23 protein-coding genes are annotated in these 26,115 nt (G+C 70.9%); 14 read left to right on the top strand and 9 right to left on the bottom strand.

Features of this window, described 5'->3' with window-relative positions:
* Window positions 1-12: 12 nt before the first annotated feature.
* On the bottom strand, window positions 13-990 hold the full coding sequence (locus ACAG20_RS15745; protein ID WP_370493231.1) for an LLM class flavin-dependent oxidoreductase: 978 nt from the start codon (window positions 988-990) through the stop codon (window positions 13-15).
* A 91-nt stretch (window positions 991-1,081) separates the two neighbouring features.
* Between ACAG20_RS15745 and ACAG20_RS15750 the strand changes: the two genes are divergently transcribed.
* Together ACAG20_RS15750 and ACAG20_RS15755 are read left to right on the top strand one after the other, a co-directional pair.
* Entirely contained in the window at window positions 1,082-2,551 is a 1,470-nt protein-coding gene (locus tag ACAG20_RS15750; RefSeq protein ID WP_370493232.1) for an aldehyde dehydrogenase, read from the top strand.
* Window positions 2,551-3,498, top strand: coding sequence for an alpha/beta hydrolase (locus ACAG20_RS15755; RefSeq protein ID WP_370493233.1), 948 nt, complete (start codon window positions 2,551-2,553; stop codon window positions 3,496-3,498). Before ACAG20_RS15750 ends, ACAG20_RS15755 begins: the two co-directional genes overlap by 1 nt.
* 11 nt (window positions 3,499-3,509) lie before the next feature.
* On the opposite strand, the gene ACAG20_RS15760 is transcribed toward ACAG20_RS15755, so the two are convergent.
* Complete coding sequence (locus ACAG20_RS15760; protein WP_370493234.1) at window positions 3,510-4,079, bottom strand: TetR/AcrR family transcriptional regulator; 570 nt, start codon at window positions 4,077-4,079, stop codon at window positions 3,510-3,512.
* Window positions 4,080-4,167: 88 nt separating this feature from the next.
* Here ACAG20_RS15760 and ACAG20_RS15765 point away from each other — a divergent pair, with 88 nt between their 5' ends.
* A complete protein-coding gene (locus ACAG20_RS15765; protein ID WP_370493235.1) occupies window positions 4,168-4,755 on the top strand; it encodes a TetR/AcrR family transcriptional regulator in 588 nt (195 codons plus the stop codon).
* Window positions 4,756-4,821: 66 nt separating this feature from the next.
* The gene (locus ACAG20_RS15770; protein WP_370493236.1) at window positions 4,822-6,606 is read left to right on the top strand and encodes a flavin-containing monooxygenase; all 1,785 of its coding nucleotides are present in this window, start codon (window positions 4,822-4,824) and stop codon (window positions 6,604-6,606) included.
* On the opposite strand, the gene ACAG20_RS15775 is transcribed toward ACAG20_RS15770, so the two are convergent.
* The 5 genes from ACAG20_RS15775 to ACAG20_RS15795 all read right to left on the bottom strand — a co-directional run bounded on the left by ACAG20_RS15775 (window position 6,603) and on the right by ACAG20_RS15795 (window position 13,473).
* Complete coding sequence (locus tag ACAG20_RS15775; RefSeq protein WP_370493237.1) at window positions 6,603-7,736, bottom strand: NDMA-dependent alcohol dehydrogenase; 1,134 nt, start codon at window positions 7,734-7,736, stop codon at window positions 6,603-6,605. The genes ACAG20_RS15770 and ACAG20_RS15775 overlap by 4 nt on opposite strands.
* Complete coding sequence (locus ACAG20_RS15780; RefSeq protein ID WP_370493238.1) at window positions 7,733-9,784, bottom strand: MMPL family transporter; 2,052 nt, start codon at window positions 9,782-9,784, stop codon at window positions 7,733-7,735. Before ACAG20_RS15780 ends, ACAG20_RS15775 begins: the two co-directional genes overlap by 4 nt.
* Window positions 9,785-9,792: 8 nt before the next feature.
* Window positions 9,793-11,037 (bottom strand): glycosyltransferase family 4 protein, encoded by a 1,245-nt coding sequence (locus ACAG20_RS15785; RefSeq protein WP_112688940.1) that lies wholly within the window; start codon window positions 11,035-11,037, stop codon window positions 9,793-9,795.
* 100 nt (window positions 11,038-11,137) lie between these two features.
* Window positions 11,138-12,667 (bottom strand): 1,4-alpha-glucan branching protein domain-containing protein, encoded by a 1,530-nt coding sequence (locus ACAG20_RS15790; RefSeq protein WP_370493239.1) that lies wholly within the window; start codon window positions 12,665-12,667, stop codon window positions 11,138-11,140.
* Window positions 12,664-13,473 (bottom strand): class I SAM-dependent methyltransferase, encoded by an 810-nt coding sequence (locus tag ACAG20_RS15795; protein ID WP_370493240.1) that lies wholly within the window; start codon window positions 13,471-13,473, stop codon window positions 12,664-12,666. The genes ACAG20_RS15790 and ACAG20_RS15795 overlap by 4 nt, the downstream gene beginning before the upstream one ends.
* Before the next feature lie 196 nt (window positions 13,474-13,669).
* Here ACAG20_RS15795 and ACAG20_RS15800 point away from each other — a divergent pair, with 196 nt between their 5' ends.
* The 9 genes from ACAG20_RS15800 (at window position 13,670) to mnmA (ending at window position 23,979) form a co-directional block, all read left to right on the top strand.
* A complete protein-coding gene (locus tag ACAG20_RS15800; protein WP_370493241.1) occupies window positions 13,670-14,461 on the top strand; it encodes an electron transfer flavoprotein subunit beta in 792 nt (263 codons plus the stop codon).
* Window positions 14,462-14,487: 26 nt separating this feature from the next.
* Window positions 14,488-15,444: an electron transfer flavoprotein subunit alpha/FixB family protein gene (locus tag ACAG20_RS15805; RefSeq protein WP_112688932.1), complete on the top strand. Its 957-nt coding sequence runs from the start codon at window positions 14,488-14,490 to the stop codon at window positions 15,442-15,444.
* Between the two features lie 76 nt (window positions 15,445-15,520).
* On the top strand, window positions 15,521-18,259 hold the full coding sequence (locus tag ACAG20_RS15810) for an AAA family ATPase (RefSeq protein WP_370493289.1): 2,739 nt from the start codon (window positions 15,521-15,523) through the stop codon (window positions 18,257-18,259).
* A gap of 83 nt (window positions 18,260-18,342) precedes the next feature.
* Window positions 18,343-19,086, top strand: coding sequence for an SDR family oxidoreductase (locus tag ACAG20_RS15815; RefSeq protein WP_370493242.1), 744 nt, complete (start codon window positions 18,343-18,345; stop codon window positions 19,084-19,086).
* Entirely contained in the window at window positions 19,083-19,808 is a 726-nt protein-coding gene (locus ACAG20_RS15820; RefSeq protein WP_370493243.1) for an SDR family NAD(P)-dependent oxidoreductase, read from the top strand. The genes ACAG20_RS15815 and ACAG20_RS15820 overlap by 4 nt, the downstream gene beginning before the upstream one ends.
* A 187-nt stretch (window positions 19,809-19,995) precedes the next feature.
* Window positions 19,996-20,838, top strand: a complete 843-nt coding sequence (locus ACAG20_RS15825) for a GNAT family N-acetyltransferase (RefSeq protein ID WP_370493244.1) — start codon at window positions 19,996-19,998, stop codon at window positions 20,836-20,838.
* A complete protein-coding gene (locus ACAG20_RS15830) occupies window positions 20,835-21,653 on the top strand; it encodes a lysophospholipid acyltransferase family protein (RefSeq protein ID WP_370493245.1) in 819 nt (272 codons plus the stop codon). Before ACAG20_RS15825 ends, ACAG20_RS15830 begins: the two co-directional genes overlap by 4 nt.
* Before the next feature lie 59 nt (window positions 21,654-21,712).
* Window positions 21,713-22,906, top strand: a complete 1,194-nt coding sequence (locus ACAG20_RS15835; protein ID WP_370493246.1) for a cysteine desulfurase family protein — start codon at window positions 21,713-21,715, stop codon at window positions 22,904-22,906.
* Entirely contained in the window at window positions 22,903-23,979 is a 1,077-nt protein-coding gene (gene mnmA, locus ACAG20_RS15840) for a tRNA 2-thiouridine(34) synthase MnmA (RefSeq protein ID WP_370493247.1), read from the top strand. The genes ACAG20_RS15835 and mnmA overlap by 4 nt, the downstream gene beginning before the upstream one ends.
* Window positions 23,980-23,988: 9 nt before the next feature.
* On the opposite strand, the gene ACAG20_RS15845 is transcribed toward mnmA, so the two are convergent.
* A complete protein-coding gene (locus ACAG20_RS15845; RefSeq protein WP_370493248.1) occupies window positions 23,989-24,618 on the bottom strand; it encodes a sensor domain-containing protein in 630 nt (209 codons plus the stop codon).
* Window positions 24,619-24,674: 56 nt separating this feature from the next.
* Between ACAG20_RS15845 and ACAG20_RS15850 the strand changes: the two genes are divergently transcribed.
* Window positions 24,675-25,685, top strand: coding sequence for a methionine synthase (locus ACAG20_RS15850; RefSeq protein ID WP_370493249.1), 1,011 nt, complete (start codon window positions 24,675-24,677; stop codon window positions 25,683-25,685).
* A 31-nt stretch (window positions 25,686-25,716) separates the two neighbouring features.
* Here the strand turns inward: ACAG20_RS15850 and ACAG20_RS15855 are convergent, their stop codons facing one another.
* Window positions 25,717-26,112: an MmcQ/YjbR family DNA-binding protein gene (locus ACAG20_RS15855; protein ID WP_370493250.1), complete on the bottom strand. Its 396-nt coding sequence runs from the start codon at window positions 26,110-26,112 to the stop codon at window positions 25,717-25,719.
* Window positions 26,113-26,115: the final 3 nt, after the last annotated feature.

The following is a 26,115-nucleotide window of genomic DNA, read 5'->3' on the forward strand; positions in this document are numbered from 1 at the left end:
AGGCGTCAGGCATCAGCGTTCCAGCTCGGGCAACACCCGCTCGACCAGCAGCCGCAGGCTCTCCCAGCCCTCCTCGAGCGGCAGGCCCCCGATCAGCGGATGCAGGGTCACCCCGGTGCGTCCGTCGCGGCACTGCGCGATGAGCTCGTCGGGTGTCAACACCTCCACCGTGCCGGCCGCGCGCAGTTCGGCGACGGTACCCGCCGGACTTTCGTTGGGGCGCGGCACGTCCGGCACGGCCCAGGAGCTGTATTCGCGTGCTTCGTTGAGGAAGAAGTCACCGCAGCGGGCCCACGTGCGGTCGGGATCGGTGCTCAGATGCGTGACGGTGTTGCCGTTCTGGGGGCTGAAGACAAACCCCTGCTTGCCGTTTCGCGTCAACTCGGCCTGATAGACCGCGTCGAGCTCGGGCATCGGCATCGGCGGTGAGAACGGTAATCCGAACCGGGCCGCGCGCCGGGCCGCCGCGACGCTCATGCCGCCGACGAACAACACCGGGTGCGGGCGGGTGTACGGCTTGGGTGTCACATCGATCAACCGGCCGTTGAACCGGAACGGATCGTCGCCCCACGCCTGTAACAACACCGTCAAGCACTCGTCCATCAGCCGTCCGCGTCGCCGGAAATCCTTTCCGACGGCATGGTATTCGGCTGGACGATAGCCGACTCCGGTCACGTAACTGACGCGTCCGGTGGACAGCTGATCGAGCACTGCGATGTCCTCGGCGAGGCGCACCGGGTCGTAGAGCGGCACCAGCAGTGCTCCGACGCTGATCCGGATCCGCTGTGTGCTGCCGGCGACGGCGGCGGCCATCAGCAGCGGGGAGGGCAACCAGCCGGTTGCCGCGAGGTGATGCTCTTCGCAGCCGACCGCGGCCACCCCGTGGGCATCGGCGTAGGACGCCATCTCCAGTGCCGCCCGGTAACGCTGGGCGTGCCCGGCGCCGGGGATATTGGTCATGTTCAGGCGCAGGGCGCTCAATAGCGGCATGGGACGGACCGGTCACCTCCTCGGCGTCACCGTAGCGCACGAAGTGATCAGTCGATTGATTACGCTGCGGCCTCGCCGTTAGCCTAGGACGGTGACCGGCCCGTCGACCCGACTGCTGATCGACGGCGCGCTGGTGCACGGTGGCCGGGGCACGTTCGACACCGTGAACCCGGCTACCGAAGAAACCCTCGGACAGGCCGCCGACGCCGAGCCCGCCGACCTCGACCGCGCCGTCACCGCCGCCCGGACCGCCTTCGACGCGTCGGACTGGTGCCGCGACACCGCGTTGCGGGTGCACTGCCTTCGGCAACTGCGCGACGCGCTCAATGACGAGATCGAAACCCTGCGCGAGGTCACCATCGCCGAGGCCGGCGCTCCGAGGGCGCTGACCTATCACGGCCAACTGCAGGGCCCGGTGGATGACCTCGAGTTCGCGGCCGCCACCGCCGAAAACTATCCCTGGACTGTGGATCTCGGGGTTGCCGCGCCGCTGGGAGTCGCGACCGCGCGCACCGTCGTGCGCGAGCCGTTCGGGGTGGTGGGGGCGATCACGCCGTGGAACTTCCCGCATCAGGTCACCTTCGCCAAGCTCGGGCCGGCCCTGGCCGCCGGTAACACCGTCGTCCTCAAGCCGGCACCCGATACCCCGTGGTGCGCGGCCGAGGTCGGTCGGATCATCGCCGAGAAGACCGACTTCCCGCCGGGCGTGATCAACATCGTCACCGCGGCCGACCACCGCATCGGGGCCCTGCTGGCGCAGCACCCGCGCGTCGACGTGGTCTCCTGCACCGGTTCGACCGCCACCGGTCGCTCGGTGATGGCCGCCGCCGCCGCGACCATCAAGAAGGTCTTCCTCGAACTCGGCGGCAAGTCGGCATTCGTGGTCCTCGACGACGCCGACCTTGCGGCCGCGTGCGCCGCGGCGGCATCGACGGTCACGACCCACGCCGGGCAGGGCTGCGCGCTGACCACCCGCCTGCTGGTGCCGCGCGACCGTTACGGCGAGGCGCTCGATTCGGTGGCTTCTGCGATGTCGCGGATTCCGGTCGGCGACCCCCGCGACTCGAAAACCCGGTGCGGGCCGCTGATCTCGGCCCGGCAGCGTGACCGGGTGCAGTCCTATCTGGACCTGGCGATCGCCGAAGGCGGAACGTTTCACTGCGGCGGCGGGCGCCCCGCCGGGCTGGACCGCGGCTTTTTCATCGCGCCCACCGTGATCGCTGGACTGACCAACGACACCCGGACGGCTCGCGAGGAGATCTTCGGCCCGGTACTCGTGGTGCTGGCCCACGACGGTGACGCCGACGCGGTCCGGATCGCCAACGACTCGCCTTATGGATTGTCTGCCACCGTGTTCGGCAGCGGCGACCGTGCGGCCCGGGTCGCTGCTGAGCTGCGGGCCGGGACCGTAAACGTCAACGGCGGCATGTGGTACTCCGCCGATGTGCCGTTCGGCGGCTACAAGCAGTCGGGGATCGGCCGCGAGATGGGGCTGGCCGGCTTCGAGGAATACCTGGAGACCAAGGCGGTGGCGACCGCGGTCACCGCAACGGAGCGCTGATGGCCGGCCCACCCGACCCCCAGGTGCTCGCGGCCTTGCTGGCGATGCGAGAAGGCGCCGACGGGGCACCGCCGCCGCCGATCGGTGACGTCATGGCCCGGCGCCGTAACGCGGGCCAGCTGTTCAACCAGGTGCTGGCGTCGCGGCCACCGATCACCGGCGTCGAGATCCAGGATTTCGCACTGCATTACGCGGGTGGCACGCTCGGCTTGCGCTGGTACCGGCGCGCCGGACTCGACCAGCCGGGCAGTGCGGCGCTGTACCTGCACGGCGGCGGGATGATCCTGGACTGGGAGCGCCTCGGCGGGCTCTACGACGCGGCGGTTCGCGGCTACGTCGCAGCATCGGGGGTACCGATGCTGGTGGCGGTTTACCGGGTCGCCCCGGAGTTTCCGCATCCGACTCCGGTCGAGGACTGTTACGCGGCGCTGCGCTGGCTGGCCGACCACGCCGCCGAGTTGGGCGTCGACGCCTCCCGGTTGGCGGTGATGGGCGACAGCGCCGGCGCGGGACTGGCGGCGGGGGTGTGCCTGCTGGCCCGGGACCGCGGCGGCCCGGCGATCGCAGCGCAGCTACTGATCTACCCGATGCTCGACGACCGGACCGGTTCCGGCGGGACGGCCGACGGCGCGTTTCTCACCTGGAGCTACGACGACAACGCCACCGGTTGGGGCGCGCTGCTGGGGGAGCGTGTCGCCGACGGGTATGCCGCGCCGGCCCGCGCGGCTGACCTGACCGGGCTGCCGCGGGCCTACCTCGACGTCGGCGGGCTGGACATCTTCGCCGCGGAGGACGTCGCCTTCGCGCAGCGGCTGATCACCGCGGGCGTCCCCGTCGAATTGCACGTGTATCCCGGGTGTCCACATGCCTTCGATCTGCTGGTGCCCGACGCCGATGTGTCGCAACGGGTCATCGCGGACCGGGTGCGGTTTCTGGCGTCGCTGTAAGCGGCGGTCCCTCAGAACAACGTGCCGCCGATGAGAGCCTTGGCCGAACGTAGCGTCGTGCGGTAAGCCATCGGCGACAGCCGAGCCGCCTGCTCGGTCAATCCGCGGGCCAGCGCGTAGACGGCGTCCGCGGCAGCCTCGGTGCCGGTATCGCCCGTCAGCACGCCGCTGTTGTGCGCCTCGCCGATTACCTCGCCGATCACCTCGCGCAACGGCGGCAGCTGGCCCGTCGCGCGTTCGAATGCCGCGAGATGGGGCTGGTCGCGCATCAATCGATCGGCCTCATCCAATACTGCGGCAAGCTGATTCACGACGTCGCCGCCGCGTCGCGCGGCGGCCTGCAACCGAGGCAGTGCGATCTCCCGGGCGGCGACCACGGTTTCCCGCAGCAGCTCCGCCTTGCTGGGGAAGTGGTGATACAGACTGCCACTGGTCATCTCGGCGGCCGTGGCGATCTCGCGGATGGTGGCGCCCGAACACCCGGCCTCGGCGACACAGCGGATCGCCGCGGCGATGATGCGCCGGCGGGTTTCGTCGCCGGTGGTCCCGGCCGGCCGACCCCGCGGCGACGTGAGGGTCATGATCACCGGATTATGGTCAGCAGCGCTGGGCGTGGTCAACCGAGCGGTTACCGGGCGACGCGCGGTCACCGCTGGGAGGATATCGGCCATGGCCTCACCGCAGCTGGGTCGACCGGTCGGTGCCGTGGGCGAGCAGACCCGCCGACGGATCCTGGTGGCCACCATGCGCTGCGTGGCCGAGCTGGGCTATTCGCGGACGACGATCCGCCAGATCGCCCACGCCGCGGGCGTCACCAGCGCCAACCTGTACAACTACTTTCCGAACAAGGCCGAGTTGGTGGCGGCGGCGATCGCCGCGCGCGCCGAGATCGCGCTGCCGCGGTTGCGGCACGCCGTTGACCGGCCGGGCTCGGCCGTCGACCGCATCGAGGCGCTGCTCGACGAATCCGCCGCCCTGATGCGCGAGCACCCCGATCTGGCTACCTTCGAGTGGGCGATACGCGCCCAGCACGCCGTCACGGTCTACCCGGGTCAGGCCGGCCACGCCGGCCTCGAGGCGCTGCGCGACATCATCGCCGGCATTATCGGGACCGCCGACGAGCCCGCGGTCGAGGTGATCCACGCGCTGGTCTACGGCCTGACCGAGCTGGCGGCGACCGGCTCGCCGGAGGCCTACCACGCGGCGCTGGCCGCCGCGAAGCGGTTGATCCGGGGAACGCTGTTCGCCACCCATTGATGTGATCAATTGATTGATTATATGCTGGGCGAATTGCTTGGACCTGCTGGCGGAGGTGCCGCGATCGTGACGGACGGTCAGGATTACCAAGGCGCGGCCTTCGATCCGGATATCTTGCGGGACAAGTACTCCCGAGAACGCCGCCGTCGGTTGCGCGATGACGGCATCGGCCAGTACGTCGAGGTGACCGGCAGATTCGCCCGGTTCGCCGACGACCCGTGGGCCGACCCGGGCTTCACCCGGGAGGGGCTGTGCGACGAGGTCGACGTCGCGATCGTCGGCGCCGGCTTCGGTGGGCTGCTGACCGGCGCCCGGTTGCGCGAGCTCGGCGTGCAGCGCATCCGGCTGATCGACAAGGCCGCCGACGTCGGCGGCACCTGGTACTGGAACCGGTATCCGGGAATCGCGTGCGACGTGGAGTCCTATGTCTACATGCCGCTGCTGGAGGAGCTCGGCTACGTCCCCAGCGAGAAATACGCCAAAGGTCCGGAGATCTTCGCGCACTGCCGGCGCATCGCCGAGCACTACGACTTGTACCGGGACGCCTGTCTGCAGACCGAGGTACTCGAAATCCGCTGGGACCCTGAGATTTCGCGCTGGGTGATCGCCACCAACCGCGGTGATGCGATCCGGGCCCGATTTGTCTCGATGGCCAACGGCTACCTGCAGAAGCCCAAACTGCCGGGCATTCCCGGCATCGACGAGTTCGCCGGCTGCGCATTCCACACCAGCCGCTGGGACTACGACTACACCGGCACGGAGCTGGTGCGGCTGGGCGACAAGCGGGTCGGGATCATCGGAACCGGCGCCACGGCCATCCAGTGCGTGCCGCGACTCGCCGAGGCTGCCGGGCAGCTCTACGTCTTTCAGCGCACCCCGTCGACGGTGGACGTGCGAGCCAACCGGCCGACCGACCCACGGTGGGCGGCGCAGCTGCAGCCCGGGTGGCAGCGGCGCCGTATGGAGAACTTCCAGATCCTCACCGCGGGCGGCGACGCCGACGAGGACCTGGTCGACGATGCCTGGACCAGCCTCACCAAGAAGTTGCCGATCGTCAGCGGGGACGGTGACCCCGTCGAGCGGTCCGCGCACGCCGAACTCGCCGACTTCGCCAAGATGGAAGAGATCCGCGGCCGCGTCGATGCGTTGGTGACCGATCCGGCTACCGCCGAGGCCCTCAAGCCGTGGTACGGCTACTTCTGCAAACGGCCCTGTTTTCACGACGAGTACCTGCAGGCCTTCAACCGCGACAACGTCACCCTGGTCGACACCCGCGGTCGCGGGGTGGATCGGATCACCCGCACCGGCGCGGTGGTCGACGGTGTCGAATACCCGTTGGACTGCTTGGTTTTCGCCACCGGGTTCGAGGTGGGCACCGACTACTGCCGGCGTACCGGGTTCGACGTCATCGGCCGGGACGGCGTGACGCTGAGCGACAAGTGGGCTGACGGGGTACGCACCTTCCATGGGCTGCACATCCATGGCTTTCCGAACTGCTTCATCGAGAGCATCGCCCAGTCCGGCTTCACCGTGAACTTCCCCTACCTGATCGACACCCAGGCTCGCCACGTGGCCTGGGTGATCGCCCGGGCGCTGCGGCAGGGGATCACCGCGCTGGAGGCCACCGCCGGTGCCGAGCAGGGCTGGGTCGACACCGTGGTGGCGCGCTCCGATGTCATCGCCGGCCGGCGTGAAACATGCACCCCCGGCTACTACAACCGCGAGGGCCAAGCCGACGCCAGGCTGCGCCAGGACAGCTTCTTCTTCGGCAGCCCCACCGAATACGCCGACATCCTGGCTGCCTGGCGGGCCGCCGGGACGTTGGAGGGGCTCGACCTGCAGCGGGGTTAGAGGTCGAAGTCGATGACACCTCGGACCAGGGTGCCGGCGGTCAGGTCGGCGTACGCCGCGTTGATGTCGTCGAGCCGGTAACGCTTGGTGATCATCTCATCGAGCTGCAATCGGCCCGCCTCGTAAAGCGAGGCCAACAGCGGGATGTCGGTGCGCGGGTTGCACGACCCGAAGACGGTGCCGCACAGGCTCTTGTTCATCAACACCAGGTCCTGCGGATCCAGTCCGGCCCGGCTGCCCTGCACCGACATTCCGGTCAGCACGCAGGTCCCCGACTTGCGGGTCAGGCGCAAGGCGTCTTCGACATCGGCGTCGGTGATCACCGACGGGGACACCACCACGGCATCGGCCATCACCCCGCGGGTCAGCTCGGCGACCACCCCGAATGCCTCGGCGGCGTCGGCCGCGGCGTGAGTGGCGCCGAAGGCCAGCGCCGCCTCCCGCTTGAACGCCACCGGATCCACCGCGACGATCCGGATGGCGCCGTTGATACGGGCCCCCTGTACGGCGGCCATGCCGATACCGCCCACCCCGATGACCACCACGGTGTCGCCGCCGCGGACCCCGGCGCGATACGCCGCCGAGCCGTATCCGGTCGGCACCGCGCAGGCCAGCAATGCGGCCGGCAGCAGCGGCAGGTGCGGATCGATCTTGACCAGCGAGGCGGCCGAGACCACGGTGTGCTCGGCGAACGCGCCGATCTTCGACACATGCGCGAGATCGCTGCCGTCGCGGCCGTGGTGCCGGAAGGTGCCGTCAGTGGGCATGCCGGGCAGCATCGTCCCCGCGCCGGCGTCACAGATGTACTCCATACCCGAAGCGCACCAACGGCATTGGCCGCACACCGCGATGAACGACGTCACCACGTGATCGCCGGGTGACAGTCCGGCGACACCCTCGCCGACCTCGACGACCACGCCGGAGCCCTCGTGGCCGCCGATCGTCGGGGCGATCGGCGCGCGCTGCGCCGGCCCGGCCAGCTGGCCCCGACGGATGTGCTCGTCGGAATGACACAAGCCCGCCGCCGCCATCTTGACCAGCACCTCACCCGCGCGCGGCGCGTCGAGTTCGAAATCCTCGATCGCCCACGGTTCGCCGTAGCCGCGCAGGATCGCGGCGCGGCTTCTCATTTCCGACCGCCCGCGGGCATCGACGGCCACCAGATGCGGTCGCCGATCAGGGTGAACAGCGCCGGGATGACCAGGGTGCGGACCACGAAGGTGTCCAGCAGGATGCCGACGCCCACGATGATGCCCAGTTGGGTCAGCACGATCAGCGGCAGCACACCGAGCACGCAGAACACCGCGGCCAGCACGATTCCCGCGCTGGTGATCACCCCACCGGTGGCGGCGACCGCGGCCACCATGCCCGCGCGGGTGCCCTGCCCGGCGGTCTCCTCCCGGGCGCGGGTCACCAGGAAGATGGTGTAGTCGACACCGAGGGCGACCAGGAACAAAAACGCGAACAGCGGCGTGCCGTTGTCGAGCGCGGGAAAACCGAACAGGTGAATACTGGCCCAGCCGCCCAGGCCCAGTGCGGCCATCGCGCTGAGTACGGTCGCGGCGACCAGCACCGGTGGGGCGAGCGCGGCGCGCAGCAACACGTAGAGCACCACCAGCACCACCGCCAGGATCGCCGGGATCAGCACCCGACGGTCGCGGTCGGCGGCGTCACGGATGTCGAGCGCCTGGGCGTCGGCGCCGCCGACCAGCGCCCCGGCGTCGGCGGCGCGGACCGAATCCCGCAGCGCCGTAACGGTGTCGAATGCCCGGGCGGTGGACGGCGCGGCGTCGATCACCACCGACCATCGGGTCAGACCAGCCGGCGACAACCCGGTGGGAGCCGCCGACGTCACCCCGGGGACCCCGGTGATGGCCGCCCGCAGCGGTGCGGTGCGGGCGGTGGAACCGATGACGACCGTCGGGTCCGACGCCCCGCCGGGGAAATGCTCCGCCAGCGTCTCAAAGCCGGTCACCGAGTCGGCGCGGACCCGGAACTGCTCGGTCTGCGACAGCCCGATCCGGGTACCGAGCAGCCCGGTGGTCAAGACCGCCAGCAGCACCACCGCTACCGCGCAGACCGGGACCGGCCGGCGGCCCACCGCCTCGGCGATCCGCCGCCAGCCGGTGGCGGCCGGGCCGTCGCCGATGCGGGGAATGAACGGCCAGAAGACGTTGCGCCCGCACAACGCCAGCAGCGGGGGAAGCACGAGCAGCACGAACACCGCCGCCACCACCAGCCCGCAGGCCGCGCAGATCCCCAGGCTGCGGGTGCTGGGAATACTCGCCGCGACCAGGGTCAGTAGAGCCAGTACCACGGTGGCGTTGCTGGCAACGATCGCCGGGCCGGCGGCACGCACCGCGGCGCGCAGCGCAACACGGTGATCGGGCGCCCGCCGCAGCTCTTCGCGATATCGGGAGATCAGCAACAGCGCGTAGTTGGTACCGGCGCCGAACACCAGCACGCTGGTGATCCCGGACGTCGAGCCGTCGAAGCTCACCCCGGCCGCCTCGGCGATCACCCCGCCCGCCACGGTGGCGACCCGATCGGCGAACGCGACGGCCAGCAGCGGCAACAGCCACAGCACCGGTGAGCGGTAGGTGACGATCAACAGCACGGCGACCACCAGGGCGGTCACCGCCAGCAGTGTGACGTTGGCGCCGGAGAAGGCGTCGGCGATATCGGCGCCGAAGGCCGGACCACCGGTGACGTGGGCGGTGAGCGGACCGGGCAGCCCGTCGCTGACCGCCGACCGCAGCGCCTGTACCGCGTCACGCAGCTCGAAGCCCGACAGCGAGCTGCTGAGCTGCACGGTGGCGATCGCGGCGTGGCCGTCGGCGGAGACCGGCACCGGGGCGGGCCCGCCGGGCAGCGCCTGCGGGACCCGCTGCATCCGGTCGCGGGCCTGCCCGACGGCCGCCAGGTCGTCCGGCGTCAGGGCTGAACCGTCTTGGCGGGTGACGACAAGGATCGCGGCGGCCTGCCCGCCCTGCGGGAAGTCGTGCTGCGCCGCGGCGACGGCGGCGGACTCCGAGGAGCCGGGCAGCAGTTCCGGCGACGCGGTGGCGTCGGCGCTGTGGCCGCCCACCGCCATCAGCGCGGCCGATGCCGTGAGGATGACCAGCGCCAGCAGCCACGAACCGCGGTGCGTGACTCCGGCCGAGATGCGGTCCCACACGGCGGGGGTTACCTGTCGGGTAGCGCGTGCTCGATGATCGGTCGGCGCGGCTGCGGCTCGCGCTCGCGGCGCTTGGCGGCCAGGTACACCTGTGCCGTCTCGTCGGCGACGGTGTGCCAGTCGAAGTCGGCGCTGAGGCGGTCGCGGGCGGCCACGGCGCGCTGCTGGGCCGCGGCCGGGTCGTCGAGCACCGCGCACACCGCCGCCGCCAGCGCGGGCACGTCGCGCGGCGGGCACGACATGCCGGTGTCGCCGTCGATGACGGCCTCTCCCAGCCCACCGACGTTCGATGCGACCAGCGGGGTCCCGGCGGCCGCGGCCTCGAGCGCGGCCAGGCCGAACGGCTCGTAGTGGCTGGGCAGCACGGCTGCGTCGGCCCGGTGCAGCATGGCCAGCAATTCGTCGTGGTCCAACCGCCCCACGAACCGGGTTGCCTTCAGTACCCGATGTTTCCGGGCGCACTCGGTCAGCCAGTCCTGCTGGGTGCCGTCACCGGCGACGGTCAGCGTGGTGCCCGGGTGGGCCCGGCGGATCCGCGGCAGCGCCGCGATCGCGTCGTGGACCCCCTTCTCGTATTCGAGCCGCCCGACGAACAGCAGTTCCGGCGGTCCGGTGCGCGGCTCCCGGCGGGCGAACGGCCACCGCGCGGCGTCGATCCCGTTGCGGATCACGGTGGTTTCGGCCAGCCCGGGGCCGAACAGGTCGGTGATCTCGTCGCGCATCGAGGCCGAACAGGTGATCAGCGAGTCCGATTCACGGACCAGCCACGATTCCACCGCGTGCACCTGACGGCTCAGTGGACCGGACACCCAGCCGGAGTGGCGACCGGCCTCCGTGGCGTGGATCGTGGAAACCAAAGGCACGTCATAGAATTCAGCCAGCGCGATCGCGGGGTGGGCCACCAGCCAGTCGTGGGCATGCACCAGATCGGGTCGCCACAACGTCTGGCCGCCGTCGACCTTCAACGACAATCCGGCGCGCACCATCGAGTGACCCATTGCCAGGGTCCAGGCCATCATGTCGTCGCCGAAGGAGAACTCGTGCGGGTCCTGGGCCGCCGCGACGACCCGTACGCCCTCGCTGATCTCGTCCGACGAGGGATGGGTGCTCGGGTCGGTGTCCGACGGGCGCCTGGCCAGCACGACGACGTCGTGCCCGGCGGCGGCCAGCGCGGTGGACAGGTGGTGGACGTGCCGGCCCAGCCCGCCGATCACGACCGGCGGGTACTCCCACGACACCATCAGGATCTTCACGCGGCTGGTCCGTTCTGAGCAGTGGGGCGCGAACGTGCGCAAAAACGGTCGTCTCGCGGCGTGTCGGGCCGGGCACACGCACGCTCGCGCGGGAGGGGGGTCACCGTGGCAGCCTACGGGCATCCAGCGCGCCGAACAGACCGTCGGCCCGATTCCAGCCCTCGGCCAGCCGTTCGGCCACGTCGCGATGCCCCGATGCCAGCGCGTCGGCGATCTCGCGGGTGGCGTGGGCGTGCAACTGCGCGCGGTAGCGGGCGTACTCGGCGGCGGAGTCCTTGCTCACCATGAACGGCCAGTCGCTGGACACCGTCAGCAACGCCTCCCGCAGCAGCTGGTCGGCGACGCGGTCGCGCGGAATCGGCCCCGACGGTGTGGCAGCTGCCGCCATGGCCTTGTCGACGGCGCCCAGCGCCGTCTCGACCACCTCGCTGTTGAGCTGCACCAGGTCGGCGACCTTCTCCCCGGACCAGACCTGCCAGTCCTTGCCCGACCCCCACGAGCTCGGCGGCAGCTCGACCGAGTCCCCGAGGAACCCGGCGTCGATCGCGTCCGACAGTGTGCCGACGCGAATCCCGGCCTCCGGCAGCGCACGCAACACCCGGGCCAGCCACTGCGGTCCCTCGTGCCACCAGTGGCCGAACAGCTCGGTGTCGAAGGCGGCGATCACATGGGCGGGCCGGCCGATTCGTTCCGACTCGTCCTGCAGCCGGGTGCGGACCACCTTGACGAAATCGGCGACGTGGGTGTCGACGGCGGCGTCGGCGCGCTGCGGGTCATAAGGCGCCTTGTGTTCCGGTGCGACGTTACGGCCGGTGACCCGTGACGGCTTCAGCCCGGTGCGATGGTCATAGGTGTGGAAATCCCGGTAGGCGCCGTGGCCCGGATAACCCGACTTGGGTGACCAGACCCGGTAGCTGACCTGCAGGTCGCGGCCGAACGCGATCACTCCCGAGTCACCGACCGGCCGGCCCAGCGCGGTGTCGCCGTGCAGCGACGGCCCGTCGACCATGAAGTGCGTCACTCCGGCCGCCGCGTAACCGGCCTCCATACCGGGGGCATAGGCGCACTCCGGCGCCCAGATCCCGGTGGGGCGGTGGGCCAGCCGTGTCCGGGTGTCGGCCAAGCCCTCCCGCAGCGCGAACTCCCGCAACCGCGGCGCCAGCAGCGGCTGGAACGGGTGGGCCAGTGGGCCGCCCAGCATCTCGACGGTGCCGGCCTGGGCCAGCTCGCGCAGCAAGGGGCTGGCGCCGTGGCGCCACAACAGCGCGAACTCGTCAAGCGCCTGCTCGGCATTGGCACGCTCGTACCGGCCGAAGTCACGCAGATCCGGCAGCGTCGTGGCCTGGGTGGCGCGCAGCTGCCAGTTCGCCAGCCAGTGGTGCATGCCGTCGAGGCAATACGGGTCGTCGAGCTGGGCGGCGACCACCGGCGTCACCCCCAGGGTGAGCAGGTTGCGCCGGCCTTCGGCGGCCAGCGTCCGCAGCACCCGCATCAGCGGCAGGTAGGCCGCCGACCAGGACTGATAGAGCCACTCTTCGCCGACGGGCCAGCGGCCATGGTGGGCCAGCCACGGTAGGTGGGTGTGCAGTACCAGGGTGAACAAACCCGGCACCGAAGGCTTTTCGGTCACGGCCTCACCGCGATCGCGACCAGATCCAGGCTGTCATCGATGTGGTGAGCTGTGGTGTCGCTACCAGCCGGGACCAGTTCGAAGTCCGCGGTACGCACCGCCGCCACATCGCGGGCCAGCTGTTCGGGCCACGGCGCGGCTGTCAGGGCGCGTTCGATCTGGGCGTCGATGATCGAGCCGCCGTGGCGGGCGTCCATCGCGCGCAGCACCGGCCCGTGAAAGACGCCGTAAACTTCGTCCATCACGAACCCGCCGTCGACCAGCAGTTCGGTCAGCTCGGCGGCGTTGAGCTCGCGGGTGTGGAACGGATTGATCGGGGTGTCGCGGCCGGGGGAGAAGGTGATGCGGTTAGGGGTCGAGATCATCAGCAGCCCGCCGGGCCGCAGCACCCGCGCGCATTCGGCGATGAACTGCGCCTGGTCCCACAGGTGCTCGATGACCTGAAAGTTGACCACGACGTCCACGGCGGCGTCGGGCAACGGCAACTCGGCCAGGTTGCCCTGCACCGCTTCCACCCGCGGGTACCGGGCGGTTACGTGCGCCACCGCGGCGTCGTCATAGTCCAGTCCGATCACCCGCTGCGCCACGCTGGCGATCAGGTCGGCGCCGTACCCCTCGCCGCATCCGGCCTCAAGCACCTCGCGGCCGTTGCAGCGCGGCGCCAGCTGTTCATAGACCACCTCGTGGCGGCGAAACCAGTAGTTCTCGATGTCGAGCCCGGGGATGGTGCGTTCGCCGGTCAGCATCAAGGTGGCGTCGCCGGGCGGGGTGCCGGCAGGGTCCCCGGCGGGTTTCGTGGATTTCATCGCACAGGCAGGCTAACGCGAACGCCACGGTCCGCGAACCGGCTACCCCGCAGTGGCCCTATCACGACCCGCTACTCTGTACTGGCGAACCGCACTAAGTTACCCGTGAGTAACGTGTCGTGCGGCTGCGTGAATCGTGACCCAAGTCCTGTGGCCCGCCGCCGCAGGACCCCTTCGAGGAGGACGAACCACACTCATGACGAACATCGTGGTCCTGATCAAACAGGTCCCAGACACCTGGTCGGAGCGCAAGCTCAGCGACAGTGACTTCACGCTGGACCGTGACGCCGCCGACGCCGTGCTCGACGAGATCAACGAGCGGGCCGTCGAAGAGGCGCTGCTGCTCCGCGAGAAGGAAGGTGCCGAAGGCACCGTGACCGTGCTGACCGCCGGCCCCGAGCGGGCCACCGAGGCGATCCGCAAGGCGCTGTCGATGGGGGCCGACAAGGCCGTGCACATCCTCGACGACGGCATGAAGGGCTCCGACGTCTTGCAGACCGCCTGGGCGCTGGCCCGGGCACTGGGTCAGATCGAAGGCACCGAGCTGGTCATCGCCGGCAATGAGTCCACCGACGGCGTCGCCGGCGCCGTTCCGGCGATCATCGCCGAGTACCTGGGACTGCCGCAGCTGACCCACCTGCGCAAGCTGACCGTCGCCGACGGCAAGGTCACCGGCGAGCGCGAGACCGACGACGGCGTGTTCACCCTGGAGGCCTCGCTGCCGGCGGTGGTGAGCGTCAACGAGAAGATCAACGAGCCGCGCTTCCCGTCCTTCAAGGGCATCATGGCCGCCAAGAAGAAGGAAGTCACCGTTTACACGCTGGCCGAGATCGGGGTCGAGGCCGACGAGGTCGGTCTCGCCAACGCCGGTTCCAAGGTCACCGCGACGACGCCGAAGCCGCCGAAGACCGCCGGCGAGAAGGTGACCGACGAGGGCGACGGCGGCACCAAGATCGCCGAGTACCTGGTTGCCCAGAAGCTGATCTAGCGACATCGAAGACAGGGAAGACAAACATGGCTGAAGTACTGGTGCTCGTTGAGCACGCCGACGGAGCGCTGAAGAAGGTCAGCTCCGAATTGATCACCGCCGCGCGGGTGCTCGGCGAACCGTCCGCGGTCGTGGTGGGTGCCCCCGGCGCCGCCGCGCCGCTGGTCGACGGACTGAAGGAAGCCGGCGCCGCCAAGATCTACGTCGCCGAGTCCGACGTGGTGGAGGGCTACCTGGTCACCCCGACGGTCGACGTGCTGGCCGCGCTGACCGAGTCGGCCACCCCGGCTGCGGTGCTGATCGCCGCCAGCGCCGACGGCAAAGAGGTAGCGGGCCGGCTGGCCGCCCGGATCGGATCCGGTCTGCTGGTCGACGTGGTCGAGATCTCCGAAGGCGCCAAGGTGGTGCACTCCATCTTCGGTGGCGCCTACACCGTCGACGCCGAGCCCACCGGCGACACCCCGGTGATCACCGTGCGGGCGGGGGCCGTGGAGCCGGCGCCGGCCGCCGGAGCGGGCGAGCAGGTCACCGTGGAGGTGCCTGCCGCCGAGGAGAACGCCACCAAGGTCACCTCGCGGGAGCCGGCGGTGGCCGGTGACCGTCCGGAGCTCACCGAGGCCCCCATCGTGGTGGCCGGCGGTCGTGGCGTCGGCAGCGCGGAGAGCTTCTCGGTGGTCGAAGAGCTGGCCGATTCGCTCGGTGCCGCCGTGGGCGCCTCGCGTGCCGCGGTGGACTCGGGCTACTACCCGGGCCAGTTCCAGATCGGCCAGACCGGTAAGACCGTCTCGCCGCAGCTATACATCGCGCTGGGCATCTCCGGCGCGATCCAGCACCGGGCCGGGATGCAGACCTCCAAGACCATCGTGGTGGTCAACAAGGACGAGGAAGCGCCGATCTTCGAGATCGCCGACTACGGCATCGTCGGGGACCTGTTCAAGGTCGCCCCGCAGTTGACCGAGGCGATCAAGGCCCGCAAGGGTTAATTTCTACTGCGTGAGCAGTAGCGGCAACGGCCCCCGCACGCCTGGCGTGTCGGGGGCCGTTGCGTCGGATGGTGGGCTGGTCGGCCGGGACGGCGAGCAGACGCAGCTTCGGGACCTACTGGGCCGGGCCCGCGCCGGTGACAGCCAGGTGCTGGTGCTGCGGGGCGAGGCCGGTATCGGCAAGACCGCGATGCTGGACTATCTCGCCGAGGCCGCGACCGGGTTCGAGGTGATCGGCACCGCCGGCGTGGAGTCCGACATGGAGCTGGCCTTCGCCGGCCTGCAGCAGCTGTGTGCCCCGCTGATGCCGTGCGCCGGTGCGCTTCCCGAGCCGCAACGCGAGGCGCTGCAGATCGCTTTCGGGCTCAGTTCGGGTCCCGCCCCGGACCGCTTCCTGGTCGGACTCGCCGTGCTGGGCCTGCTGGCGGCCGCCACCGGCGAGCGCCCGATACTGTGCCTGGTCGACGACGCCCAATGGCTGGACCGGGTGACGGCGCAGACACTGGGCTTCGTGGCCCGACGCCTGGTCGCCGAACCGGTCGCGCTGGTGTTCGCGCTGCGTGAGCCGGTCGACGGGCTGACCGGGCTGCCGAAACTGGTGCTGCGGGGGCTCGGCGACGCCGACGCCCGCGAACTGCTGGCATCCGCGGTCACCGGGCGCATCGATACGCAGGTGCGGGACCGCATTGTCGCGGAGACGCACGGTAACCCGCTGGCGCTGCTGGAGTTGCCCCGGGGACTCTCCGCCGCCGAGTTGGCCGGCGGCTACCACCGGCCCGATGTCCAGCCGGTCGCCGGCCAGCTCGAACGGCACTTTCTGGCCCGGGTCCGGTCGCTGCCCGAGGACACCCAGCGGTTGTTGCTGCTGGCCGCGGCCGAACCGGTGGGGGACCCGGCCTTGCTGTTGGCCGCGGCACGGCGGCTCGGTCTGCCGGCCGAGGCGTTGGCGCCGGCCGAGGCGGCCGGTCTTGCCGAGACCGGTCAGCGGGTTCGGTTCCGGCATCCGCTGGTGCGTTCGGCGGTCTACCGCGCCGCGGACCCGGCGCAGCGCCGGCAGGCCCATCGCGCGCTGGCCGACGCCACCGACGCGGCGCATGATCCCGACCGGCGTGCCTGGCACTGCGCCCACGCCGCGGCGGCCCCGGACGAATCGGTCGCGGCCGAACTGGAGCATTCCGCCGGGCGGGCCCAGCTTCGCGGCGGGACCGCTGCGGCGGCAGCGTTTCTGGCGCGGGCCACCGAGCTGACTCCCGACGCTGCCCGCCGCGGCGGCCGCGCCCTGGACGCGGCCGAGGCGATGCGGGCCGCCGCCGAGTTCGACGCGGCCGACGCCCTGCTCGACACCGCCGAGCTGGCGCCGCTGGACGCCTTGCAGCGTGCCAGGGCGGCGCGGACCCGCGCGATGTTGGTGTTCACCCGGGGACGGGGCAGCGGAGATGCCCCCACCCTGAATCTGTCGGTACGGCAATTGTTCGACGCCGCAGCGACTTTGGAGCGCCACGACACCGATATGGGACAGGACGCGTTGCTGGAGGCGGTCAGCGCGGCGATGTACACCGGACGGCTGTTCGGTCAGGATGCGCGCCTTGCCACCGCGGTGTCGCTCGCGGATCGGGTGCGGGCGGATCCGGGCCGGGCGGCCGGTCTGCTGCTGCACGGCCTGGTCATCCGGGTGCGCGACGGCTGCGCCGCCGCCGCGCCCCCGCTGCGTGCCGCGATCGCGGCGATCTCCCCGGAAGACTGGACGTGGCAAGCCTTTCCGATCGCCCACGAGGCGGTGCTGCATGAATTGTGGGACGACGAGTCCTGGCACCGGATCGCCACCGAGGCGGTGCGAGTCGCCACCGATACCGGCGCGCTGGCGGTGCTGCCGATGGCGTTGACGACGTTGGCCGGTGTGCACGTGCAGGCCGGTGAATTCGCCTCGGCCCGGGCATTGATCGCCGACGCCGGCACGCTGTCGGCCGCCGCCGGCCAGACGCCGGTGCGCTATCACGAACTGGCGCTGGCCGCCTGGGTCGGCGACGAAGCCGAGGCGACCGGGCTGCTCGACGCGGCGGTGCGCTACGGGACGGCGCGCGGCGAGGGACGGGTGACCGCGCTGGCCGGCTATGCCGGCGCGGTGCTCAACAACGCGCTGGGGCGCTACCAGGCGGCGTACGAGATGCTGGCCCGGGCCGGCGAATACGAGGATCTGGGGCTCTACGGCTGGAACCTGGCCGAACTGGTGGAGGCCGCCATGCGAACCGACCGGCACACCGTGGCCGCCGACGCGCTGCAGCAACTCGACGACCGCACCCGGGCCGCCGGAACCGACTGGGCGTTAGGGGTGCGGGCCCGGTCGGCGGCGCTGCTGCGTGACGGCGACGCCGCGGAAAGCCTTTACACCGAGGCGATCGAACGATTGGCGAGAACCCGGATCGCCGTGCAGCTGGCACGCACCCATCTGCTCTACGGGGAGTGGCTGCGCCGAGAGAACCGGCGCGGTGACGCCCGGACCCAACTGCGGCTCGCCCACGGCATGTTCAGCGGCTTCGGAGCCCGGGCGTTCGCCGCGCGCAGCCATCGCGAGCTGCAGGCGACCGGGGAGAAGGTCCGCAAGCAGCCGGTCGCCACCGGTGATGCGTTGACCGCGCAGGAAGAGCAGATCGCGGAGCTGGCCGGGGCGGGCCTGACGAACGCCGAGATCGGTGTGCAGCTGTTCATCAGCGCGCACACCGTGGAATGGCACTTGCGCAAGGTCTTTGCGAAGCTGGGCATCCGGTCGCGCCGGGAACTGCGCGACGCCCCGTGGCGGCGATCCGCGCCAGGGTGAGACTACGGACTTTCCAGGGTGCGGCCCCGGTCGGCGCGGTGCCAGTGTGGAAAGACCACAAGTGGCCAAGGAGGTCTAGCGACATGAAAATCACTGTGACGGGCGCCAGCGGACAGATCGGCTCGAAGCTGGTCGCGCTGCTGGCCGCCGCCGGGCACGAGCCGGTGGCCGCCTCCCGCGACACCGGCGCCGACGTGCTCACCGGCCAGGGCCTGGCCGAAGCGCTCTCCGGCGCCGACGTGCTCGTCGACGTGGTCAACTCACCGGACTTCGACGACGACCCGGTCATGGACTTCTTCACCCGCTCGACGACCAATCAGGTGGCCGCGGCCAAAAAGGCCGATGTCAGCCACTACGTGGCGCTGTCCATCGTGGGCTGCGACGGGTTGCCCGACAGCGGCTACATGCGGGCCAAGGTCGCCCAGGAACGGATCATCACCGAATCCGGGCTGCCCTACACCATCGTGCGGGCCACCCAGTTCCACGAGTTCGCCGACGCGATCACCACATCACTGACCGTCGACGGTGTGGTGCGGGCCCCCGAGGGCCGCATCCAGCCGATCGCCGGGGCCGAGGTGGCCGCCGCGGTGGCCAAAGCCGCGCAGGCGGCGCCGGTCGACGGGATCATCGACGTGGGCGGCCCACAGCAGATGACCTTCGCGGAGCTGGCCGCCGCGGTGCTGGCGCACCGTGGCGAATCCCTGCCGATCGTCGTCGACCCGGCGGCCGTCTACTTCGGCACCAAGGTCGGCGACACCGGCCTGGTCACCGGGGCGGAGGCGACGCTGGCCCAGACCCGCCTCACGGATTGGCTGGCGAGCCAGTGAACGAGCTGTCCGGCCAGACCGCGCTGGTGACCGGCGGGACCGCCGGCATCGGCCTGGAGTCCGCGCGGCTGCTGGCCCGCCACGGCGCCACGGTGATCATCACCGGACGGTCCGCCGACCGCGGCGCCGCGGCCGTCGCCGAGATCGGGGCCGGTGTCCGGTTCGTAGCCGCGGACCTGTCCGACCTCGAATCGGTGAAAGCCCTTGTCCGGCAATGCGGCGAAGTCGATATCGTGGTCAACAACGCCGCCAGCTTTCCCGGCTCGCTCACCGTCGACCAGGACGTGTCGTCGTTCGAGTCGACATTCGACACCAACGTGCGCGGCGCCTACTTTCTGGTCGCGGCGCTGGCGCCCGGCATGCTGCGGCGTGGTCACGGCAGCATCGTGAACGTCACCAGCATGGTCGCCTTCAAGGGCGTTCCCGGCGCGTCGAGTTACAGCGCCTCCAAGGCTGCGCTGGAATCGCTGACCCGCACCTGGGCAGCCGAATTCGGACCCCGCGGCGTCCGGGTGAACAGCGTCGCGCCCGGCCCCACCGCCACCGCCGGGGTGGCCGCCGAATGGGGCGAGGTGAACGACGAACTGGGCAAGGCGCTTCCGCTGGGCCGCACCGCACAGGCAGCCGAGATCGCCGAAGCCGTACTGTTCCTGGCCTCACCGAGGTCCAGCTTCATCACCGGATCGACCTTGCACGCCGACGGCGGCGGTGCCGCCGCCTGAGCTCACCGGCATTCCCCGAGGGGCGTCGAGATTGCACTGGTGGTCGGGCAGCGCGCGGTTTCACGACCATGGGCGCAATCTCGACACGTTGCCCGCTGTCAACCGGGAACAATTCGTCACCGAGCGTGCACCGACATGTCATGCGGCGATTGCCTGGGCGCCGCATGACTAGGCGACCGTGACCGGTGTGAGCACTGGTGCTGTACTCATCGCCCCCGAACCCACCACCACGACCGACACCCCGCGATACTCGCTGCTGGTCTCCACTGACCCCGCCCTGATCGAAGCCGCGCAGCGGCTGCGCTACGAGGTGTTCAGCGGCGAGCCGGGATTCACCCTGCCCGCTGCCGCCGACGGCCGCCCCGGCCTCGATGCCGACCGGTTCGACGACTACTGCGATCACCTGCTGGTGCGCGACGACAACTCCGGTGCGCTGGTCGGCTGCTATCGGATGCTGCCGCCGACCGGTGCCATCGCCGCCGGAGGGCTTTACAGCGCAACCGAATTCGATGTCTCCGCGCTGGACCCGCTGCGGCCGTCGCTGGTCGAGATGGGCCGGGCCGTGGTACGACCCGGGCATCGCAACGGCGCCGTCGTGCTGTTGATGTGGGCCGGAATCCTGGCCTACCTCGACCGCTACCAGTACGACTACGTCACCGGGTGCGTATCGGTGCCAGTCCACGGCGAGGGGGCGCCCGGCAGCCAGATCCGCGGTGTCCGCGACTTCGTGCGGCGCCGCCACGCCTCACCGCACCGGGTGAGGCCGTACCGGCCGGTGGTGATCGACGGCAAGAGCCTGGATGAGATCGCGCCGCCGGCCCGGCCGGCCATGCCCCCGTTGTTGCGCGGCTATCTTCGGCTGGGCGCGCGAATCTGCGGCGAACCGGCCCACGACCCCGACTTCGGTGTCGGGGATTTCCCGGCGCTGCTGGGCCGAAACGAGGCCGATGTCCGCTATCTGCACCGGCTGCGGTCGGTGTCTGCGGTGTCGGCGGTGTCGTCGGTGGCCGACGGCACCGCGCACGCGTGACCCCGGCCGTCGTGCATCCCTGGGCGCCCCGGGGATGCTGTACGCCGGCGTGTGTGCGCGGCGGCGTGGCGCGGGTGTCTCCCGTGGTGGTGGCGCTGCGACTGGCCCTGGCGGGGCTGCTGGTACCGCTGTTGCCGCTGTTGGCGGTGCCGCTGCCGGGCCGGGCGCGGTTCCAGCGCGGCTGCTGCCGGATGGTGTTGCGCTGCTTCGGGGTGCGGGTGGTGACCACGGGCGGGCCGGTGCGCAATCTGCGCGGCATGCTGGTGGTCAGCACGCATACATCCTGGCTGGACGTGTTCGTCGTCGGGGCGGTGTCGCCGGGAACGTTCGTGGCGCGCGCCGACCTGATCAGCTGGCCCGGGATCGGGGCGCTGGCCCGGCTGATGCGGATCATTCCGATCGATCGGGACAGCCTGCTCGGGCTGCCGTTGGTGGTCGAGGCGGTTGCGGCCCGGTTGCGGGCCGGGCGCACCGTGGTGGCCTTCCCGGAGGGCACCACCTGGTGCGGGCGGGCCCACGGCCGGTTCTACCCGGCGATGTTCCAGGCCGCGGTCGACGCGTCGCGGCCGGTGCAGCCGCTGCGGGTCGGCTATCGCCATCCCGATGGGTCGCGCTCGACGTTGCCGGCCTTCGTCGGCGACGACACCCTGGTGGCCTCGATGGGGCGCCTGATCACCGCACGACGCACCGTCGCGCAGGTACACGTCGCGTCGCTGCAGCTGCCGGGAAGTGATCGGCGCGAACTGGCCGCGCGTTGTCAGGCCGCGGTGGGGTGCCGGGCGCTGTCGAGCCGACCAGCCTGCATCTTCTGTTGAACCCGGCTGCTCGCCGCACCGCCGGGCCGACCCGAGCTGCCCGGTATCCTTGGCGGGTCATGGTCTATCTGGATCACGCTGCCACCACCCCGATGCACCCCGAGGCCATCGAGGCGATGACGGCCGTGATGGGCACCGTCGGAAACGCCTCGTCGCTGCATGCCGCCGGTCGCGCCGCCAGACGCCGGATGGAGGAGTCCCGGGAGTCGATCGCCGCACGGCTGGGCGCACGACCGTCCGAGGTGGTATTCACCGCCGGTGGCACTGACGGCGACAACCTGGCGGTCAAGGGCATCTACTGGGCCCGCCGCGACGCCGACCCGCGCCGGCGCCGGATCATCACCACCGAGATCGAGCACCACGCCGTGCTCGATTCGGTCAGCTGGCTCGCCGACCACGAAGGCGCCGAGATCAGCTGGCTGCCCACCGGGCCCGACGGTTCGGTGTCGCCGGCGGCGCTGCGCGAGGAATTGGATGCCGGCCGTGGCGATGATGTGGCGCTGGTATCGGTGATGTGGGCCAACAACGAAGTGGGCACCGTCTTGCCGATCGCCGAACTGGCCGCGGTCGCCGCGGAGTTCGGGGTGCCGATGCACTCCGACGCGGTGCAGGCCGTCGGGCAGTTGCCGGTCGATTTCGCCGCCAGCGGACTGTCGGCGCTGAGCCTGACCGCCCACAAGTTCGGTGGGCCGTGCGGCGTCGGGGCGCTGCTGGTGCGCCGCGATGTGACATGTGTTCCGCTGACGCACGGCGGGGGACAAGAGCGCGATATCCGCTCCGGCACCCTCGACGTCGCGGGGGCGGTCGGCATGGCCACCGCGCTGCAGATCGCCGTCGGGTCACTGCAGGCCACCTCGGGCCGGGTCGCGGCGCTGCGCGACCGGCTCATCGACGGCGTGCTCGCCGCGATCGAGGACAGCTGCGTCAACGGCTCACGCACCGACCGGCTGCCGGGCAATGCGCACTTCACATTCGCCGACTGCGAAGGCGATTCCCTGCTGATGTTGTTGGACGCCAACGGCATCGAATGCTCCACCGGTTCGGCCTGCACCGCCGGGGTGGCACGCCCCTCGCATGTGCTGACCGCGATGGGCGCCGACCCGGTCACCGCTCGTGGTTCGTTGCGACTGTCGTTGGGGCACACCAGCGTCGACGACGACGTCGATGCGGTGCTGGCGGTGCTTCCCGGCGCGGTGGAGCGGGCACGCCACGCCATGCTGGCCGCCACCGGGGCGATGAAGGTGGCCCGGTGAAGGTCGTAGCGGCCATGAGCGGCGGGGTGGACTCGTCGGTCGCGGCGGCCCGCATGGTCGACGCCGGACACGACGTGGTCGGCGTGCATCTGGCGTTGTCGCGCAACCCGGGCACGCTGCGCACCGGTTCGCGCGGGTGCTGTTCGCGGGAGGACTCCGACGACGCCCGACGGGTCGCCGACGTGCTGGGCATCCCGTTTTATGTGTGGGACTTCTCCGAGCAGTTCCAAGAGGAGGTCATCGACGACTTCGTCGAGTCCTACGCGCGCGGCGAGACCCCGAACCCGTGCGTGCGCTGCAACGAGAAGATCAAGTTCTCCGCGGTGGCCGCCCGCGCCCTGGCGCTCGGCTTCGACATGGTGGCCACCGGCCACTACGCCCGGCTGGCCGACGGCCGGCTACGGCGGGCGGTCGACGCCGACAAGGACCAGTCCTATGTGCTGGCGGTGCTGACCGCCGACCAACTGAGCCACGCGGCGTTCCCGATCGGTGACACCCCCAAGCCGGCGATCCGCGCCGAAGCCGCCGAACGCGGCCTGGCGGTGGCGAGCAAACCGGACAGCCACGACATCTGCTTCATCCCGACCGGCGACACCCGCACCTTCCTGGGCAGCCATATCGGCGTCCGGCCCGGCGCCGTCATCGACGCCGGTGGAGAGGTGCTGGCCGAACACGACGGCGTGCACGGGTTCACCATCGGTCAGCGCAAGGGCCTGGGCATCGCCGGTCCCGGCCCCGACGGCCGGCCCCGTTACGTGACCGGCATCGACGCCGCCACCGCCACCGTCACCGTCGGCACCCTCGCCGACCTGAACGTGCTGGAGCTGACCGGCCGGGCACCGGTGTTCACCTCGGGGCGCGCGTGGGACGGGCCCGTCGAGTGCGAGGTGCAGGTGCGGGCCCACGGCGAGACCGTCGGCGCGGTCGCCGAACTGGTCGGCGAGGAACTGCGGGTGCGGCTGCGAGAACCGTTGCGCGGTGTGGCCCGCGGCCAGACCCTGGCCTGCTACCGCCCGGACCCCGCCGGCGACGAGGTGATCGCCAGCGCCACCATCGCCGGCACCGGAGACTGAGCCACCGCCCTAACCGGGCACTCCGGCCGCCATGTTCGTCACCACCAGTTCGGCGACCGACTCCGAGAACCCGCAGTGGGTGACCTCCAGCAGCACCGTCGACTTGAGCAGGTAGGTGCGTCCGCAGCTGCCGGCACCGGTGCGCAGTGACCACTCGTCGACGGACTGGTTGCCGACCAGGTGCGGCCCGGCGGGGCTGTCGGCGCAACCGGCCACGGTCTCCACCAACGCGTCGAAGGCTTGCCGGGCCGACTCCGGATCGGGGTAGGCAGCCGCGGCCTCGGATATCAACGCGCCCTTGGGCGGGTACTGATAGGTGGTCTTGCGGAACTGTGTGAAAGCGCTGCCGAACACCGCCGTCTCGTCGAAGACGAATCGGCAGGGCGGCGACACAGTCGCGGCGAGCTCGTCGATGTCCACCGGTGCGGTGGAATCCATGGTGGGGATGATGGTGAGGTCCTCGTCGGTCCCGGTGATGCCGCGCATCCGGCCGGTGTCGAGCAGGATCGTCCCGACGTGCACGGCGCCGTCGGACTCCGGCGGCAGGACCGGTCCCAACGCCGCCCCGCCGACGAATCGGGTGCAACCGGCCACCGCCGCAGTTATCACGCACAGTGGCAGCAGCCCCGACGTCCTCACCCGTCGAAGGTAACCCGCCGCGCCGAGGTGCAAACCCGCTTCAATACGGTTGCTCGATGAGCGCATTCGCCACCGGCACCGGTATCGGCTCCTGGCCGGGCACCTCCGCGCGCCAAGCCGCCGAGGTGGTGGTCGGCGAGCTGGGCGCAAGCCTGGCCCATCTGGTGGAGTTGCCGGCCCGCGGGGTGGGCGCCGACCTGATCGGCCGCTCCGGCGCGCTGCTGGTCGACATCGCCATCGACACCGCCCCCCGCGGCTACCGGCTGGCGGCGCGCCCCGGGGCGGTGACCCGGCGGGCGATCAGCCTGCTCGGCGAGGACACCGACGCCCTCGAAGAGGCCTGGGAGATCGCCGGCCTGCGCGGCAGCGGGCACCCGGTCAAGGTGCAGGCGTCCGGGCCGCTGACCCTGGCCGCGCAGCTGGAGCTGGCCAACGGGCACCGGGCCATCACCGACCCGGGCGCACTGCGGGATCTGGCCGGATCGCTGGCCGAGGGGCTGCGGGTGCATCGGGCCGAGCTGTCCCGCCGGCTCGACACCCCGGTGGTCGTGCAGCTCGACGAGCCGGCGCTGAGCGCCGCGGTGACCGGAGCTCTGGCGGGGGTCACCTCGCTGAGCCCGGTACCGGCCATCGATGAAGCGGTGGCCAGCGCACTGCTCGACGGCTGCGCCGCGGCGGTGGACGGCGAGCTGATCGTGCACAGCTGTGCCGCGGAGCTACCGTGGAATGTGCTGCAGCCCAGCAAGATTACTGCGGTATCGCTGGACTGCACCACCACGTCGGTCGACTATGACGGGATCGGCGCGTTCATCGAATCCGGTCGCACCGTGGTGCTGGGGCTGATTCCCGCGGTGGAGCCGGCACGACGCCCCGCCGTCGAAGAACTCGCCGCCGCGACCGCCGCGATCACTGACCGGATCGGCTTCGGCCGCTCGGTGCTGGCCGAACGGGTCGGCATCAGCCCGGTCTGCGGGCTGGCGGGCGCCACCGCGCAGTGGGCGCGCACCGCGGTCGGGCTGGTCCGGCAGGTGGGCGAGGCACTGGCGGGTGACCCCGAAGCGATATGACGTCCCTGCGACGGCGGCGGATGTCGGGGGGTCAGACGCCGTCCAGCAGCCGGATCAACCGCGGTGCCGCGGTCAGCCGAAACGAGGCGTCGACCAGCTCACCGACCTCGCCCCAATCGACCGGGGCGGCATCGAAATCCAGTCCCAGCCAGCCGGACGGTCCCAGGTACATCGGATAGAAGAATCGCGAGTCCTGTTCCAGGGCCCGCCGCTCGGACTCGTCGACCTTGACCAACACGGCGTGCGGGTGGCGCACCATCGTCCCGGTGGCCTTGGTGCTGCCGCCGTAGACCGCGAACATCTTGGGGGCGCAGAACACCGGCCGGCCGTGGGAGATCTTCTCGAAGGTCTCGGGAAAGCCCAGCGCGATACCGCGCAGCTCCTCCAGGCCGGGGTCGTCGTCGCGGAACATAATCGGGTGCGGCATGCC

It is taken from the genome of Mycobacterium sp. pW045, from assembly GCF_041287085.1.
GTDB classification, from domain to species: domain Bacteria; phylum Actinomycetota; class Actinomycetes; order Mycobacteriales; family Mycobacteriaceae; genus Mycobacterium; species Mycobacterium algericum_A.

Excerpts from the sequence above, each read along its gene's own strand:
- ACAG20_RS15745 (WP_370493231.1), bottom strand. The coding sequence starts at position 990 with ATGCCGCTATTGAGCGCCCTGCGCCTGAACATGACCAATATCCCCGGC.
- ACAG20_RS15755 (WP_370493233.1), top strand. The coding sequence starts at position 2,551 with ATGGCCGGCCCACCCGACCCCCAGGTGCTCGCGGCCTTGCTGGCGATG.
- ACAG20_RS15760 (WP_370493234.1), bottom strand. The coding sequence starts at position 4,079 with ATGACCCTCACGTCGCCGCGGGGTCGGCCGGCCGGGACCACCGGCGAC.
- ACAG20_RS15765 (WP_370493235.1), top strand. The coding sequence starts at position 4,168 with ATGGCCTCACCGCAGCTGGGTCGACCGGTCGGTGCCGTGGGCGAGCAG.
- ACAG20_RS15775 (WP_370493237.1), bottom strand. The coding sequence starts at position 7,736 with ATGAGAAGCCGCGCCGCGATCCTGCGCGGCTACGGCGAACCGTGGGCG.
- ACAG20_RS15795 (WP_370493240.1), bottom strand. The coding sequence starts at position 13,473 with ATGAAATCCACGAAACCCGCCGGGGACCCTGCCGGCACCCCGCCCGGC.
- ACAG20_RS15800 (WP_370493241.1), top strand. The coding sequence starts at position 13,670 with ATGACGAACATCGTGGTCCTGATCAAACAGGTCCCAGACACCTGGTCG.
- ACAG20_RS15805 (WP_112688932.1), top strand. The coding sequence starts at position 14,488 with ATGGCTGAAGTACTGGTGCTCGTTGAGCACGCCGACGGAGCGCTGAAG.
- ACAG20_RS15815 (WP_370493242.1), top strand. The coding sequence starts at position 18,343 with ATGAAAATCACTGTGACGGGCGCCAGCGGACAGATCGGCTCGAAGCTG.
- ACAG20_RS15835 (WP_370493246.1), top strand. The coding sequence starts at position 21,713 with ATGGTCTATCTGGATCACGCTGCCACCACCCCGATGCACCCCGAGGCC.
- ACAG20_RS15850 (WP_370493249.1), top strand. The coding sequence starts at position 24,675 with ATGAGCGCATTCGCCACCGGCACCGGTATCGGCTCCTGGCCGGGCACC.
- ACAG20_RS15855 (WP_370493250.1), bottom strand. The coding sequence starts at position 26,112 with ATGCCGCACCCGATTATGTTCCGCGACGACGACCCCGGCCTGGAGGAG.